Source organism: Candidatus Poribacteria bacterium, from assembly GCA_016866785.1.
In the GTDB taxonomy this organism is placed as follows: Bacteria; Poribacteria; WGA-4E.
On the sequence record VGLH01000020.1, the window covers coordinates 1 to 12,480 of the forward strand.

A 12,480-nucleotide genomic window follows, 5' to 3' on the forward strand; every position below is an offset into this window, starting at 1 on the left:
CGCGCCCACGTCTTCGCGACGCCGGAGCAGTTCCGCGACTGGTCGGCGTTCCCGGCGCGGGCGTTGACGGGTCTGTTGGCGCAGATGGAGGCGGAGGGAGCCATCGTTCCGACCGATGTCGCGGGGCTGGGCAACGGCTGGGTTCTCGTCGAGGACGTTGGGCTCGCCGATTCGGAGCCGTCGCGCGGCGTGTTCGTCCTGGGCGGCTCCGACCTGCTCGTCCTGAGCCACAGCAGCGAGCTCAAGCGGCGATACGCGGGACGTGAGATTCTGCAATACCTACTCATCGACGGAGCGTTTCGGGGAGCCGTCGCGGGACATTGGCGCATTGGGCCCCACGATATCGAGGACTTGGTCGTCGAGCTCCCCGCCTCAGAGCGCAACGAGCGCCGCGACGAAGTGTTAGCCGCCGTCTCGCTGCTCTACCACCCGCCCTACAGCCACATCCGTCGGTACGACGGCGAGCCTCTCGAAGCCTAGCGCGCCGCTGAGGACAGCGCCCGTTCGACCTCCGCATCCCACGTGCCCTCGATCCGCCGTCCGTACTCGCGCTCGCCGCCCGTCGCGTTCGGACCTCGCAGGATGGGCGTCATCTGCTCGTTGCGCGTCCAGTGGTCGCCCTGGGCGTAGTCGGTGTGGATGAAGTGGAGCGCGGCTCCGGCGCGGTCCTGATCCGTCGTGTTCGCCTTCGTGCAGTGCGCGGTTCCGTAGGCGAAGAAGAGCGCCCCTCCCGCCGCAAGCTCGACGGCGATCGCGCGGTCTTCGGGCGGATCGCACCGGATGTGGTGATCGCTCAGCGGGTCGCGATAGTGAGGGTACTCCTCGCGGAAGCTGCCGGGGACGATGTGCATGCAGCCGTTGGGGATCGTCGCGTCGTGGATGGCGATCCACATCGCCGTGCCGCGCAGGGGATCGGCGATCTTGAAGTAGGCGTTGTCCTGATGCCAATTCGTGCCGATTCCCTGCCGCGCGGGCTTCCAGAACGACTGGTCGAGATGGAGCCGGAACGACTCGCCGATGAGCGCCCCGACGGCGTCCAGCACCTTCGGACAGAACGGCAGCGCCCGATAGAGTGGGCTCTTGTCGTTCAGCGGGATGACCTGCAGGTTCTGGAGCTCACCGTCGATGCGGTTCTGCGAGCCGTCCTTCTGCACGGCGACGTTGCGGAGCGTCCCGGCGGCGCGCCGTTGGTCGTAGATGCGCGTCAGTTCGGCGCGGAGCGCGCGCGTCTCGCGGTCATCGAAGAAGCCCTCGACGGCGACGTAACCTTCGTTTCGGAACTGGGACCGTTGGTCGGCCGTCAGACTCATCGCGTTCTCCCTATGTCGTGGTCAGCGGGCGGCTGATTGGCTGTATTATAGCCGAACCGCGCAGCGCAGCGACGCCGCGCCCGATAGGGAGCCGATGCGATGCCAGACGACGAATCCCAAGACCAACGCGCGACAGCAACCGCCAAGGACGTCTATGCCGTCCTGCGAGGCGACGCGCTGCCAGATGCAGTGAAGGGCAAGCGGATCACTGAGACGGTCGACATGGTCCGTGCGGACTTGAAGCGGAACGTAGACGATAAGTGGGTTGTACCGAGCGACGTGGACTTCACTGGCTGCTATTTCGCCAAAGATGTGGTCTTGAATAGAGTGCTGTTCAGCAGCGATGCGAACTTTGGGGCAGCGTACTTTGCAGAGCTGGCGAGCTTCACCGATGGGTACTTCGCCGATGCGGTGCACTTCGACCGCGCACAGTTCGCGGAGGCAGCGGTCTTTCATCGCGCCCAGTTCGCAGGGCGCGCCCGTTTCGCTGACGCCCAGTTCCGAGGCAGGGCGGTGTTCTTGGGCGCGTCGTTCCTCGGCGAAACTCGCCTCGAGAATGTCCAGTTTACGTGGGCCGCGGCGTTCGAGTTCACGCGCTTCGGTCAACCCGCAAACTTCGCGCACGTACGCTACTGGCCCGACAACTTCCCGATGCGGAACATCCGACGATGGTTGCTGTCGCAAGGTGGGTTGCCGGAGCGGATCTGCTGGCGTACACCGCCGAGCGACCAGAGCCCGGGCGAGACGCGGCGGCTCGTACGACGTTGGCTTCTCCCACGTCCCGATCCGCCGACCGGACGGCCTCCGCAGAAGACATTGCCACCTCACACCGTGTTCGTGCTGGACAGCCAAAATGTCGACGAAGTCACCAACCCCCACTTCAAGCGCTATGTCGCTGACCAGCAGTTCATCCGCAGCTTCGAGCAACGGCATCGGGGCTGGGCGGCGGTGTGGCGGTGGTCGTCGGACTACGGCAGAAACCTGTGGCTCTGGGCGTTCTGGTCGGTGCTCCTCGCTGCGGTGTTCGCGGCGATATACCGCTATGCCTTCCCGGGAGACTTCGTCTTCACGAACGCCAAGCTCTATTCTGAGTCCCAGCCGATTGGTTTCCTGAACTTCCTCTACTACAGCGTCGTCACGTTCACGACGCTGGGCTTCGGCGATATCGCCGCGACGAGCCTTCCTGCGCGCATCGCCGTCATGGTGGAGGTGATCTTCGGGTACGTGATGCTCGGCGGGCTCATCAGCATCCTGGCGAACAAGCTCGCCCGGCGGTCGTGACAGCGACCAGCGTGATCGTGTGGTGGGTGGCCGCTAGACGGCTCGGCGGGAGAGCTCCGGTTCGTCGGCGCGCCGCTGAGCCTTCTTCCGGACGACGATCTCCTCGTCGGGCGCGATCAGACGCAGGGCAGGACGCTTCCCGACCGTCAGCGCCAGACGCGCGATCGTACGGAGCGTGACGTTCGCCTCGCTCTTCATCAGCCGCGTGATCCACGACGGCTTGGCGTCGATGCGCTGTGCCAGTTCCGCTTGGGTGATGCCCTCGTTAGCCATCGTCTCCAGGATGTCCGATGTCAAGGACGTATAGAGCCGCTGCAACCAATAGTCCGAGCTTTGTTCAGCGTCACGTGTCCAGTCTGCCAGTTTCACTTCTGTCTGCCCCTTCAGACGGCAGTAGTCCACGACGGCTGAATCATCGTCAGATGATCTCGTTCAGCAGCTCCGGACGCGGGCGGGGGATGACCGTCCGGTTCACCAGCAAACCCTTCGACGCGATGCGCTCTGAGCCGACACGCACCGCCGACTCGACGGACGCCACGTCGCCCGTCAGCGTGCAGAACGCTTTGCCGCCCAACGCCATCGCCAGCCGAATCTCGATGAGATCGACAGCAGCGGCTTTGACGGCGGCGTCGGCGGCTTCCAGCAGCGCCGCGACGCTGAACGACTCCAGCACGCCCAGCGCGTCGAGCGTCGTCGGTGTGTTCGATCCGGTGATCGCGGGAAAGACGGCGGGATGGATGTTCGTCAGCAGGCAGGTATCGACGAGCGTCCCTTCGGCGCGGAGCACGCCGGCGTCGAGCGCTTCCTTCGTGTCGCTCACGTTCCCGCCGATGATCGACAGGTACTTGCCCGAGCAGATCGTCCGCGCAACGAGAACCTCGACGGTTCCCGCCTTGAGCATGGCGTCCGTGACGGCATAGCCAGCCGCGATGCTCGTCAACTCGATGATGCCGATCGCGTTCCGCTCTGCCATGCCGACCCGCCTTCTCTCGTGCCGCGCGACTAGGCGACGATCTCGATGTGTTCCGCCGTGATGCTCCTCACGACGCCGTCGATGCTGCTGTGAACCCGCGCGCCCAGCGCCTTCTCCGGTATCTCCGCGATGGCCTGCCCGCGACTCACCCGCGCGCCCGCTTCGACGACCGGAACGCTGGGAGCCCCGACGTGCTGCCGCAACGCGATCCGCACGGCGGACGGCTTCCAGTCGAGCTCCGTCCACGGCGCGGCGACATCGTAAGGCTCCAACCCCAGCTTGCGGATGAGCGATTTCAGCGGGATGTGCCGGCCCTCCGCCATGGCATGAGGCTTGATGTCGGGCGACGGGCCCAGCCACCGGTCGAGCTTCGCCTCGCGGCGGTCGGCGCGCGCGCGGTCGCAGGCTTCCTTGGGGAACAGGTCTTCGGGACACGCGAACTGCGTGCACAAGCCGCACGCGCAGCAAAGGTCCGCCCACTTGCTCCACATCTCCGACCCGCTCATCGTGAACCCCAAGCCGCGCATCACCTTGTGCGGCTGCACGTCGTAGCCCAGCAGGTAGCGTGGACATAGCTCCGTGCAGTAGGAGCACTGATCGCACGCCGACTTGCCGATCCGCCGCTGAGCGCGCTCCGGCAGCTCGCGCCGCTGGACGATCCGATGGTCGGCTGGAACCACGAGCAGCCCGCCGGTCGTCTTGGTTACCGGCCCATCGAGGTTCCGCGTGATGGAGCCCATCATCGTCCCGCCCACGAACGCGGCGTAGTCATCGACGGTGGCTCCTCCAGCGGCGGACAGCAGATCGCGCAAGGGTACCCCGATGGGAGCCTCGAAGCTCATCGGCGTCCGGACGGCTCCCGCGACGGTGAGCGCCTTCCGCGTGACGGGCTCGCCGTGCGTCGCGCGGAGGATGTTCAGGAGGCTCTCGACGTTGTGGACGACGCACCCCACCTGCAGCGGGATGCCGCCGGCCGGAATCAGCCTGTCCGTGACGGCGTGGACGAGGACGAACTCGTCGCCCGTCGGGTAGTAGTCGCCGAGTTGGTGCAGCTCGACGGGCGTTCCAGCGCGCGCTCGTTCCAGCGCCTCGACGGCGTGCGCGTGCTTCGCCTTCAGCCCGACGACGCCCCGCTTCGCCTTGGTGGCGTCCATGACGAGCCGTACCGCCCGGACGATCTCCGAGGCATGGCGCTCGATGAGCTCGGTATCTTTGTGGAGGAGGGGTTCGCACTCGGCGCCGTTGGCGATGACGACCTCGACGGTCGCCTCGAGCTTCTTGTGGGCAGGGAACCCAGCGCCCCCTGCGCCGACGACGCCCGCATCCCGCACCTGATCGATGATGCTCATGGACCCCACGCGCAGATGGCTCGGCTCGGACGCCTTCCGGTTTAGCACGTCTGGCGCAGGGAGTCAACTTGACGAACGGCCATCCGTTCCGTATAGTCAGAGACGCTGACGATCGTGCCGTGCCGACCCTCTTCGTGGGAACCTGCCTCCCTTGACGACCCAGAACGCCAGAAGGCTGCTCACCGCCATCTGCCTGATCGCTCTGTGCGCGGGAAACGTCAGCGCGGCGGACCTCACGACGCGGGAGCGGCGACCAGCCCAGGCAACCGAAGCGACGCCAGCAGAGGAGCTTCCGCGCGACCCGCGGCTCGTCGCGCCCTATACCGCCGTCGTGCGCTCCGCCATCCTGCCCGGTTGGGGTCAGGTGCGCATCCGAGAACGCGTCGAGGGCGCGGCGTTCTTCGTTGTCACCGCCGGTCTCATGTCGGCATGGTTTGTCTCCTACCGCGATTTCCGCGATCAGTACGACCATGTCTATCTACCCGCCGTCAAACAGTACGGCGTGACTTCGCGCGAGGCGAACGCCATCTACAGCGACGTCAACGGGCGGTTCAAGGCGAGTCGGCTCTTGCTGTTTTCCGCTCTGGGCGTTTGGGGGTATAGTCTCATCGATGCTTACGTGGACGCGAACATCTTCAACGCGGAGCTTCGCGCCGAAGAGCTGCTCCGCGAGGGTGAGGAGATTCGCAAGCTCCAGTTCGAGCTGATGACGAGCGGACCTCGCGTGCGGATTCGTGTGCCATTCTAGAGCCGGCTGCTCAGGCGACGGACGACTGCGCCAAGCGGCGTGCTTGACGGTGTAAGGGGATTGACTGATGAGTAGCGTGCGTAGGTTCCGCTGGCGAGCTCTGGGTGGGCTCGCGAGCATCGCAGTCGCCATCGCGTTCCTAGGCTGCGGCGATGTCGAGAAACCGGGCGAGCAGGATCCGGTCATCCAAAGCATCAACGCTGTCCTGCGCGACCGGTGGCAGAAAGGCTACATGACGGAGGACATCGACCTCTACATGTCTGCCTATTGGGCGTCGGGCTTCCTGTATCAGTCCGACATGGGAACCGATTCCGACCCCACCGATGATGTCATCTTCGACGACATCACCCTGGAACGCGACTCGGCGATCCGCATCTTCAAGAAGTTCCAGGATATCGAGATCGAGATTTCCGAGCCGCCAGAGGTCAAGCCGCTCAACCAAGAGAAGACGCGCTACGAGGTGCGGAACCACTACCGCATCCAGTTTATCGTGTCCGAGGGTGTCCTCGAAGGCGGTTTTACGGGAGCCTATGCCGAGGGCGACAGCATCTTCATCTTCGAGAAGCGCTTGAACCCGTCTACGGGCAAGGACGAGTGGCGCATCGTCGAGTGGCGCGACGAGTCGTTCACGCCCGACGAGATCAAAGCCGCCAACAAGCTATAGGCAGCCTCTTACACCCCCAACGTGCGCAAAGAGGGCGGGTCATCGACCCGCCCTCAGGATATCGGTCGGAAGGCAGCGGCGTCCCCTCAGTAACGCGGTGTCGCTTGCGCGACACCGCGGAACACGCGTAGGGATTGAGCCCAACGGAGTGCTGATGTATATGTTGGTGTCCTCGTCGCACGGTATCTGGGTACTGACACGACATACTGTGTAGATCCTGAGAGCGGCGACCGTGTCCGTGGAGGCGTGCCACTCGCGCTAGGGATGTAGCCAATGCTGACGGCTCCTCTTCCAGAGTACGGGAGACCGCCTGTTGTCGAGGTCGTCTGTGGGATCGCGTTCGAGCCACTCGACGGTCTGCTCGTGCCGTACCTTGGCCTGCTATGGGAGACCTTCCGCTCGGACTACCCAATCTGCCGCGAACTTCCTCCCATCGCGAAGATCGTCGAGCGCTTTGGTGGCGAACCGAGCGGGCCGGAGATGCCAGATATCCGGTCGCCACTTGTTCGGTTCCTGACAAGCGACGAGCAGCGAGTCGTCCAAGTCCAGCGTGATCGGTTCCTCTGCAACTGGAAGAAGGTTGATGATGCGCAAGCGTATCCACGCTATCCCGCCGTCATCGACTGCTTCCGCCGCAACCTGGATGGGTTCGAGCATTTCCTCGCTTGTAATGGCTTGGGTGCACTGTCTGCCATCCAGTACGAGCTGACCTACGTCAACCACATCCCGCAAGGTGAGGGATGGACGGGAACGGAGGACATCGACGCGGTGTTCCCTGCGCTTCACTCGGCGGAGCTCGTAGCGCGCAGCTCTTCCCATCTTGAGGCTGTCAATTGCGGGTTCTCGTTTACGTTGCCTGACATTGACAGCCGTCTGCGCGTGACATTGGCAAATGCCCGTCGCCGTAACGACAACGTCGACATCCTGAGCCTAGACTTGCTGGTACGAGGACTGCCCAAGGACACGTCTCGCGAGGCCATGTGGCGCTGGTTCGACACAGCTCACCATGCCATCGTGAAGGTGTTCTCGGAGCTAACGAGCGAGGATGTCCAGAACGAAGTCTGGTACCGGAAAGGAAGCGTCCGTGCACAATGACTGTCGGTACTACGATGTCGACCGTGCTGGCAACAGTTCTGCCGTCGCGTTCGCCAACCAGATTCCGTCCACCGACCCTAGGAGCGTAACTGCCGCACTTTTGATGTCGGCGCCCGGTACCAGTGAGCTCGGTTCACACGGTGCCCAGCTAACACTGTCCTGGGGTGATGCGCAGCTAACGCCGCCCGTAGACTATGCTCCAGGGAACATCACCAACTGGCAGCTCGGCGTGGATGGGGTAGTGGATGACAAGACGGTCACTGTAGTCACGTCGGCAGGCATCGTGTCGAGCACGCTGAACATGTGTTGGGTGTTCGTGGCATCAGCAACCTGGGCCGAACTGGCGCGGGTGGGATCCGACTCCGAGCCTCTGCGTAGGCAAGCTAGGTCCGGGTCTGCCCGGCGGCAGAGCTTCGATCGAGCTCGCGCTGCCGAACTCCTGAGAGCGTGGTGCGAAGCGGACACGGACGAGCAACACGAGACATGGGTGCACCTCAAGGCTACGCTTGACCAAAACCGCTCGTCGGAGCGAAAGCTCTTCCGATGAGCCGGCTCATCGTGCTCGACACGGGACCCCTCGGCATGGTGACCAATCCGACGCAGAAGGACCCGAAGACGCAGCAGTGCTCCGCGTGGCTCCAGCGTATCCTCCTTTCGGGCAATGACGTTGCCGTGCCGGAGATCGCCGACTATGAGCTCAGGAGAGAGTTGATTCGCGCACATAAACCTGAAAGTATTACGCGACTTGACGAGCTCAAGAATGGGGTCGTCTACCTGCCGATCACGACGGATGCCATGATCATGGCGGCACGTCTCTGGGCACAGATGCGCAATCAGGGTACCCCAACTGCTCCGGGCGATGCGCTCGACGGTGACATGATCCTGGCCGCACAGGCGGTGACAGCCGCGGCAGGCTATGACGAGATGATCGTAGCAACGACGAATATAGGGCACCTCTCGCGTGTGACAACAGCATGCGAATGGTCCACAATACAGTGATCGCCCTGTCGACCCGAGCGAGTCCGGCGAACAACCTGTAGCGCCCTATTGACATCCACCACGTACGCGACGAGGGCGGGTCATCGACCCGCCCTCTCGTGCTTCAGACCAGTTGCCCGTGCTCAGTCCTTCGTCAGCGACGGCTCCAAGTGCATCGGCGGTAGCGGGTTCGGGCGAACCATGACGCCGCCGAGCTCGTAGGACTCGATGACGGCGAAGGTGTACTCCACCGCCGCGAGCGCATCCCGTCCGCAGCCGCGTACCATCTGCTTCGGAACGCCGTTCGTGATGTCTTCCAGAAACGCGTGGAGACGCCGCGGGAACGTCTGCCCGAAGTCGTGCGTGCCCGACTCGGTGACGACGGGAGCCCCCGACGTGCCTTGCGGATGCTCCGCCGGCTGCCCGGGTCCGCGCGGATCGGGAGCCTTCCAGTAGGTCACCTTCTCGATGCAGTTCTCGATGCAGAAGGTTCCCTTCGTCCCGCCGACCTCCGCGCTCCACCAGCCCCCAAGCCCGTGCGACGCGTCGCCGCGCTGGCTCAGCAGATAGCCGACCGCCCCGCTCTCGAACCGCACGTGGATGCTCGACGTCGTCAGCATCACGTCGCCAGCGCGCTTGCGGAACCCCGGCTGGCTCAGGAACGCCTGCACATGCGAGATGGGTCCGCAGAAGTGGTGCATCACGCTGAACGGGTGCGACAGGAACGCCTTGAGATGGAAGTAGGGGAACCCCTTCACCTTGACGCCGCCCGGCGCTCGGTAGTTCTCAGCCTCGCCGCCCTGGAACCCCATCTTGACGAGGCAGTAGACCTGCTCGCCGATTTCGCCGTCATCGATGTACTGCTTCGCCCGCTCAGCCGGCGGCGTGAAGAAGTGGTTCAGGTTGCAGCCGAGGTAGACGTCCTTCTCCTCCGCGAGGGCGACCATCTCGCGCGCCTGGTCGACGTCGGATGAGAGCGGCTTCTCGACCATGACATGCTTGCCCGCCGACATCGCCTCCATCGCGGGTTCATAGTGCCAACTGCCGTTCTCCAGCCCGCCCGTGCAGACATCGACGACGTCCAGGTTCGGCTCGCCGTCGAGCATCTCCGCCAGGCTCCCGTACGCCTTCACGCCGTATTTCTCCGCCGCACGGTCCGCCCGCTCCTTGACCGTGTCGCAGACGGCGACGAAGTCGGCGAGCGGGTCCTTCGCGTGCGATTCCGCATGCGGGACACCGATTCCGTGCATGCCGACGATTCCGACCTTCAGTGCCATCCTGGGCGCTCCTTCCGTTCTCGCCAGTCGACTGCCGCTGACTTCCAGCGTGCGCCAGTGTCCGCCCAACGCGCCGTCCGGTCAAGCGCTCCGATGCGACGAAGTTGCGTTCCGACTGGGCAGGCTCGATACTTTGCATCGAGCCGCGAACCCATCGCCTGCCGGCAGATCGGCGGTTCCAGTGAGGAGGCTCCCATGCTAGACCGCCTTCACGAGCACATCGTCCAGGAACTGCAGCAGAACGCTCGTTCCGAGTCCATTTTCGTACTGACCGCAATTGCGCTGAACCTCATCACGGTCGGCGTCAACTCCGGCCTGGCGTCGGATATGACCGTACGAACCGTCGCCGTGCTGGTCGTGACGGTGTCCCTTGTGGTCGTCGTTAACATGGTCGCGCTGATGGGCTTGCTTCGGGGTCGCGATTCGAAGACGCGCCTGCTCAACGGGCTACTCAAGATGTACCGCGACCAGAACATCGCGGAGTATTACGACGGCGGGCTGCTCGACGACTACCGGATGCGCTATCGCCTGTTGGTCGTCGGCGTCCTCGCCACGGGCGCGGCGTCCATCCTCATACCGGCGGTCATCCTCTCGACGTAGTGGTCTGTCAGAGTGATGGTTAGCGTTACCTGATGCGCGAAAGAGCAACCACCAACGTGTCGCTCCCGCGAAAGCGGGAGCCTAGAGTCTCTGGATTCCCGCTTCCTGGCCCCGCGAAGGCGGGGCTCGCGGGAATGACGATTCCGAAAGCCCTGCGCGAAAGCCCATCGAGGTTGTCGCGATAACCACCATGACAGACCAGTAGCACCACTGCGCCAGTCGCGTGAATCACAATCCCGTCAGACACCGTTCTTTGTGCACTCTGGGAGGAGGTGAGGCTGCGGGGCAGGGCGGCCACTTGGTCATTCCGCCGCGACATCGGGCGACGGATCGGTGTTCCGCCTGTGTGACGAAACCGTTGCGCCACGACCCAAAATGTGGTAGGAAGCACATAAGCGCGGCTTCCATGGTGGCACGTGGAAGCCGCGGTGTCTCTCGTCCCTATGGAGGAGATCCTATGAGTCGTACGGTTACGTACATACTGACGGCGGCGTTCGCACTTGGTTTAGCCGGAGCCGCGCTTGCCGATCTGAACAAGGGCTTGATCGGCGCGTGGACCTTCGACGACGGAACGGCGAGAGACCAGGTCGGCAAGAACGACGGCAAGCTGCTCGACGGCGCGAAGATCGTCGACAAGGGGAAGTTCGGCAAGACCGCCGACTTCGACGGCGCGAAAGCTCACATCCAGATCCCCGATTCCAAGACGTGGGAGGTGATGAAGGATGCCTTCTCCGTCGCCGCTTGGGCGTTCGTCCGGACCGGAAGGGATCACTCCGCCGTCGCCTGGAAGGGCGATAAGGTCGGCTGGGGTCCGAACTTCCTGTTCCGCATGGCGACGACGAGCAACACGAACATCACGTGGGGCGCGTGCATCTCGGGCCGCGAAGGCTGGTTCGCGACCGACAACGCGATCAAGCCGAACGAGTGGCTCCATCTCTGTCTCACGGCGGACGGGAAGCTCGTCACGGCTTACGTGAACGCGGGGGCCCCGCCGGCGACCGGAGGCGGACAGAACCCGAATCCCGTCGACGCGCCCTATCTCACCTTCCCCGGCAAGCCGATCGAGCTCGGCGTCGGCAGGGCGGTCGGCGGGAACGTCGGCAACGATGCCTATCTGGACGGTCAAGTGGACGAAGTGCTCGTGTACAACCGGGCGTTGACGGCGGCGGAGGTGAAGGAGCTGGCTGGCGGCAAGGGACCGACTCTCGCCGTCACCTCGTCCGGCAAACTCGCGACGCAGTGGGCGAAGCTCAAGCGCTGACGCCCGCGCGGCGCGGAAGGTCGTCCGGCGGGCGTCGATGGGCGTTCCGCCGTTCGCGGTACGAAGGTCGTGCCGGTTCGTTTTCGGTTCCCGATAGGAGGAAGTATCGATGCGCGCATATCGGAGTGGGCTCGCGGTGTTGGGGTTCTGCGTGATCGCGTCGACGGCGTCGGCGGCGCTGCTGGACGGCGTCATCTCCGTCTGGACGTTCAACGACGGAACGGCCGTGGACAAGTACAACCGGAACAACGGAAAGCTGATGGGCGCAGCGAAAGTCGCAGGCGGCGGCAAGATCGGTCAAGCCGTCGATCTGAACGGCAAGGACGCCTTCGTCGAGGTGCCCCACTCCGCGTCCATGGACAAGATGGCGAACGCCTACACGGTCTCCGCATGGGCGAAGATCCGCAAAGGCGGCGACCACTCCGCCATCGTCTTCAAGGGCGAGAAGATCGGCTGGGGGCCCAACTTCCTGTTCCGGCTCGCGACGACCAGCGACACGAATCTGACGTGGGGCGCCTGCGTCGCCGGCGTCGAGGGCTGGTTCGCCACGGACAACGCCTACAAGACGAACGAGTGGATCCACGTCGCCATGACCGCCGACGGCACGAAAGTCACCGCCTACGTGAACAACAAGCTTCCGGCGGCGACCGGCGGCGGCTCGAACCCGAATCCGGTCAAGGCTCCCTATCTCACGTTCCCGACTCAGCCGATGCGCATCGGTCTGGGCGTCGGCAGAGGCGGCGACGTGAACGTCAAGGACTACATCGACGGGCAGATCGACGAGGTCTCCATCTTCTCGCGGGCGCTGTCAGCGGCTGAGATCACGCAACTCGGAGCGATCGACTTCGCGACGCCCGTCGAGCCGCTGGGCAAGATGGCGACCGAGTGGGCAGCGCTGAAGTCCCGGTAGCACACGCGCTTCGCAGGGGACAGATCTTAAGCCC

General features: G+C 64.2%; 14 protein-coding genes. 9 read left to right on the forward strand and 5 right to left on the reverse strand.

All coding sequences use genetic code 11. From position 1 onward, the window contains the following. A partial coding sequence (locus tag FJZ36_04695; protein MBM3214196.1) for a hypothetical protein occupies positions 1 to 480 on the forward strand: 480 nt, incomplete at its 5' end. Here FJZ36_04695 and FJZ36_04700 read toward each other — a convergent pair. Then, complete coding sequence (locus FJZ36_04700) at positions 477 to 1,310, reverse strand: phytanoyl-CoA dioxygenase family protein (protein MBM3214197.1); 834 nt, start codon at positions 1,308 to 1,310, stop codon at positions 477 to 479. The two genes, FJZ36_04695 and FJZ36_04700, sit on opposite strands and share 4 nt — an antisense overlap. Before the next feature lie 99 nt (positions 1,311 to 1,409). Here FJZ36_04700 and FJZ36_04705 point away from each other — a divergent pair, with 99 nt between their 5' ends. Further along, positions 1,410 to 2,591, forward strand: coding sequence for a hypothetical protein (locus FJZ36_04705; protein MBM3214198.1), 1,182 nt, complete (start codon positions 1,410 to 1,412; stop codon positions 2,589 to 2,591). A 33-nt stretch (positions 2,592 to 2,624) separates the two neighbouring features. Here FJZ36_04705 and FJZ36_04710 read toward each other — a convergent pair whose 3' ends face one another. From FJZ36_04710 to FJZ36_04720, 3 genes are all read right to left on the reverse strand, one after another. Continuing rightward, entirely contained in the window at positions 2,625 to 2,909 is a 285-nt protein-coding gene (locus FJZ36_04710; protein MBM3214199.1) for a helix-turn-helix transcriptional regulator, read from the reverse strand. 100 nt (positions 2,910 to 3,009) lie between these two features. Continuing rightward, complete coding sequence (locus FJZ36_04715; GenBank protein ID MBM3214200.1) at positions 3,010 to 3,564, reverse strand: BMC domain-containing protein; 555 nt, start codon at positions 3,562 to 3,564, stop codon at positions 3,010 to 3,012. Between the two features lie 29 nt (positions 3,565 to 3,593). Further along, complete coding sequence (locus FJZ36_04720) at positions 3,594 to 4,913, reverse strand: NADH dehydrogenase subunit (protein ID MBM3214201.1); 1,320 nt, start codon at positions 4,911 to 4,913, stop codon at positions 3,594 to 3,596. 151 nt (positions 4,914 to 5,064) lie between these two features. Between FJZ36_04720 and FJZ36_04725 the strand changes: the two genes are divergently transcribed. The 4 genes from FJZ36_04725 to FJZ36_04740 all read left to right on the forward strand — a co-directional run bounded on the left by FJZ36_04725 (position 5,065) and on the right by FJZ36_04740 (position 8,419). Continuing rightward, positions 5,065 to 5,661: a hypothetical protein gene (locus tag FJZ36_04725; protein ID MBM3214202.1), complete on the forward strand. Its 597-nt coding sequence runs from the start codon at positions 5,065 to 5,067 to the stop codon at positions 5,659 to 5,661. A gap of 67 nt (positions 5,662 to 5,728) precedes the next feature. Further along, positions 5,729 to 6,325: a hypothetical protein gene (locus FJZ36_04730; GenBank protein ID MBM3214203.1), complete on the forward strand. Its 597-nt coding sequence runs from the start codon at positions 5,729 to 5,731 to the stop codon at positions 6,323 to 6,325. Positions 6,326 to 6,598: 273 nt separating this feature from the next. After that, positions 6,599 to 7,420 (forward strand): TIGR04255 family protein, encoded by an 822-nt coding sequence (locus tag FJZ36_04735; protein ID MBM3214204.1) that lies wholly within the window; start codon positions 6,599 to 6,601, stop codon positions 7,418 to 7,420. 543 nt (positions 7,421 to 7,963) lie between these two features. Then, positions 7,964 to 8,419, forward strand: a complete 456-nt coding sequence (locus tag FJZ36_04740; protein ID MBM3214205.1) for a type II toxin-antitoxin system VapC family toxin — start codon at positions 7,964 to 7,966, stop codon at positions 8,417 to 8,419. A 122-nt stretch (positions 8,420 to 8,541) separates the two neighbouring features. Here the strand turns inward: FJZ36_04740 and FJZ36_04745 are convergent, their stop codons facing one another. Beyond that, entirely contained in the window at positions 8,542 to 9,675 is a 1,134-nt protein-coding gene (locus FJZ36_04745) for a Gfo/Idh/MocA family oxidoreductase (protein ID MBM3214206.1), read from the reverse strand. A gap of 195 nt (positions 9,676 to 9,870) precedes the next feature. On the opposite strand from FJZ36_04745, the gene FJZ36_04750 reads away from it, so the two are divergent. From FJZ36_04750 to FJZ36_04760, 3 genes are all read left to right on the forward strand, one after another. Beyond that, positions 9,871 to 10,275: a hypothetical protein gene (locus tag FJZ36_04750; GenBank protein MBM3214207.1), complete on the forward strand. Its 405-nt coding sequence runs from the start codon at positions 9,871 to 9,873 to the stop codon at positions 10,273 to 10,275. A 406-nt stretch (positions 10,276 to 10,681) separates the two neighbouring features. Further along, positions 10,682 to 11,536 carry a LamG domain-containing protein gene (locus FJZ36_04755; protein ID MBM3214208.1) on the forward strand — a complete coding sequence of 285 codons (855 nt, stop codon included), beginning with the start codon at positions 10,682 to 10,684 and terminating at the stop codon, positions 11,534 to 11,536. Positions 11,537 to 11,645: 109 nt separating this feature from the next. Next, positions 11,646 to 12,446, forward strand: coding sequence for a LamG domain-containing protein (locus FJZ36_04760; protein ID MBM3214209.1), 801 nt, complete (start codon positions 11,646 to 11,648; stop codon positions 12,444 to 12,446). The last annotated feature ends 34 nt before the right edge of the window (positions 12,447 to 12,480 follow it).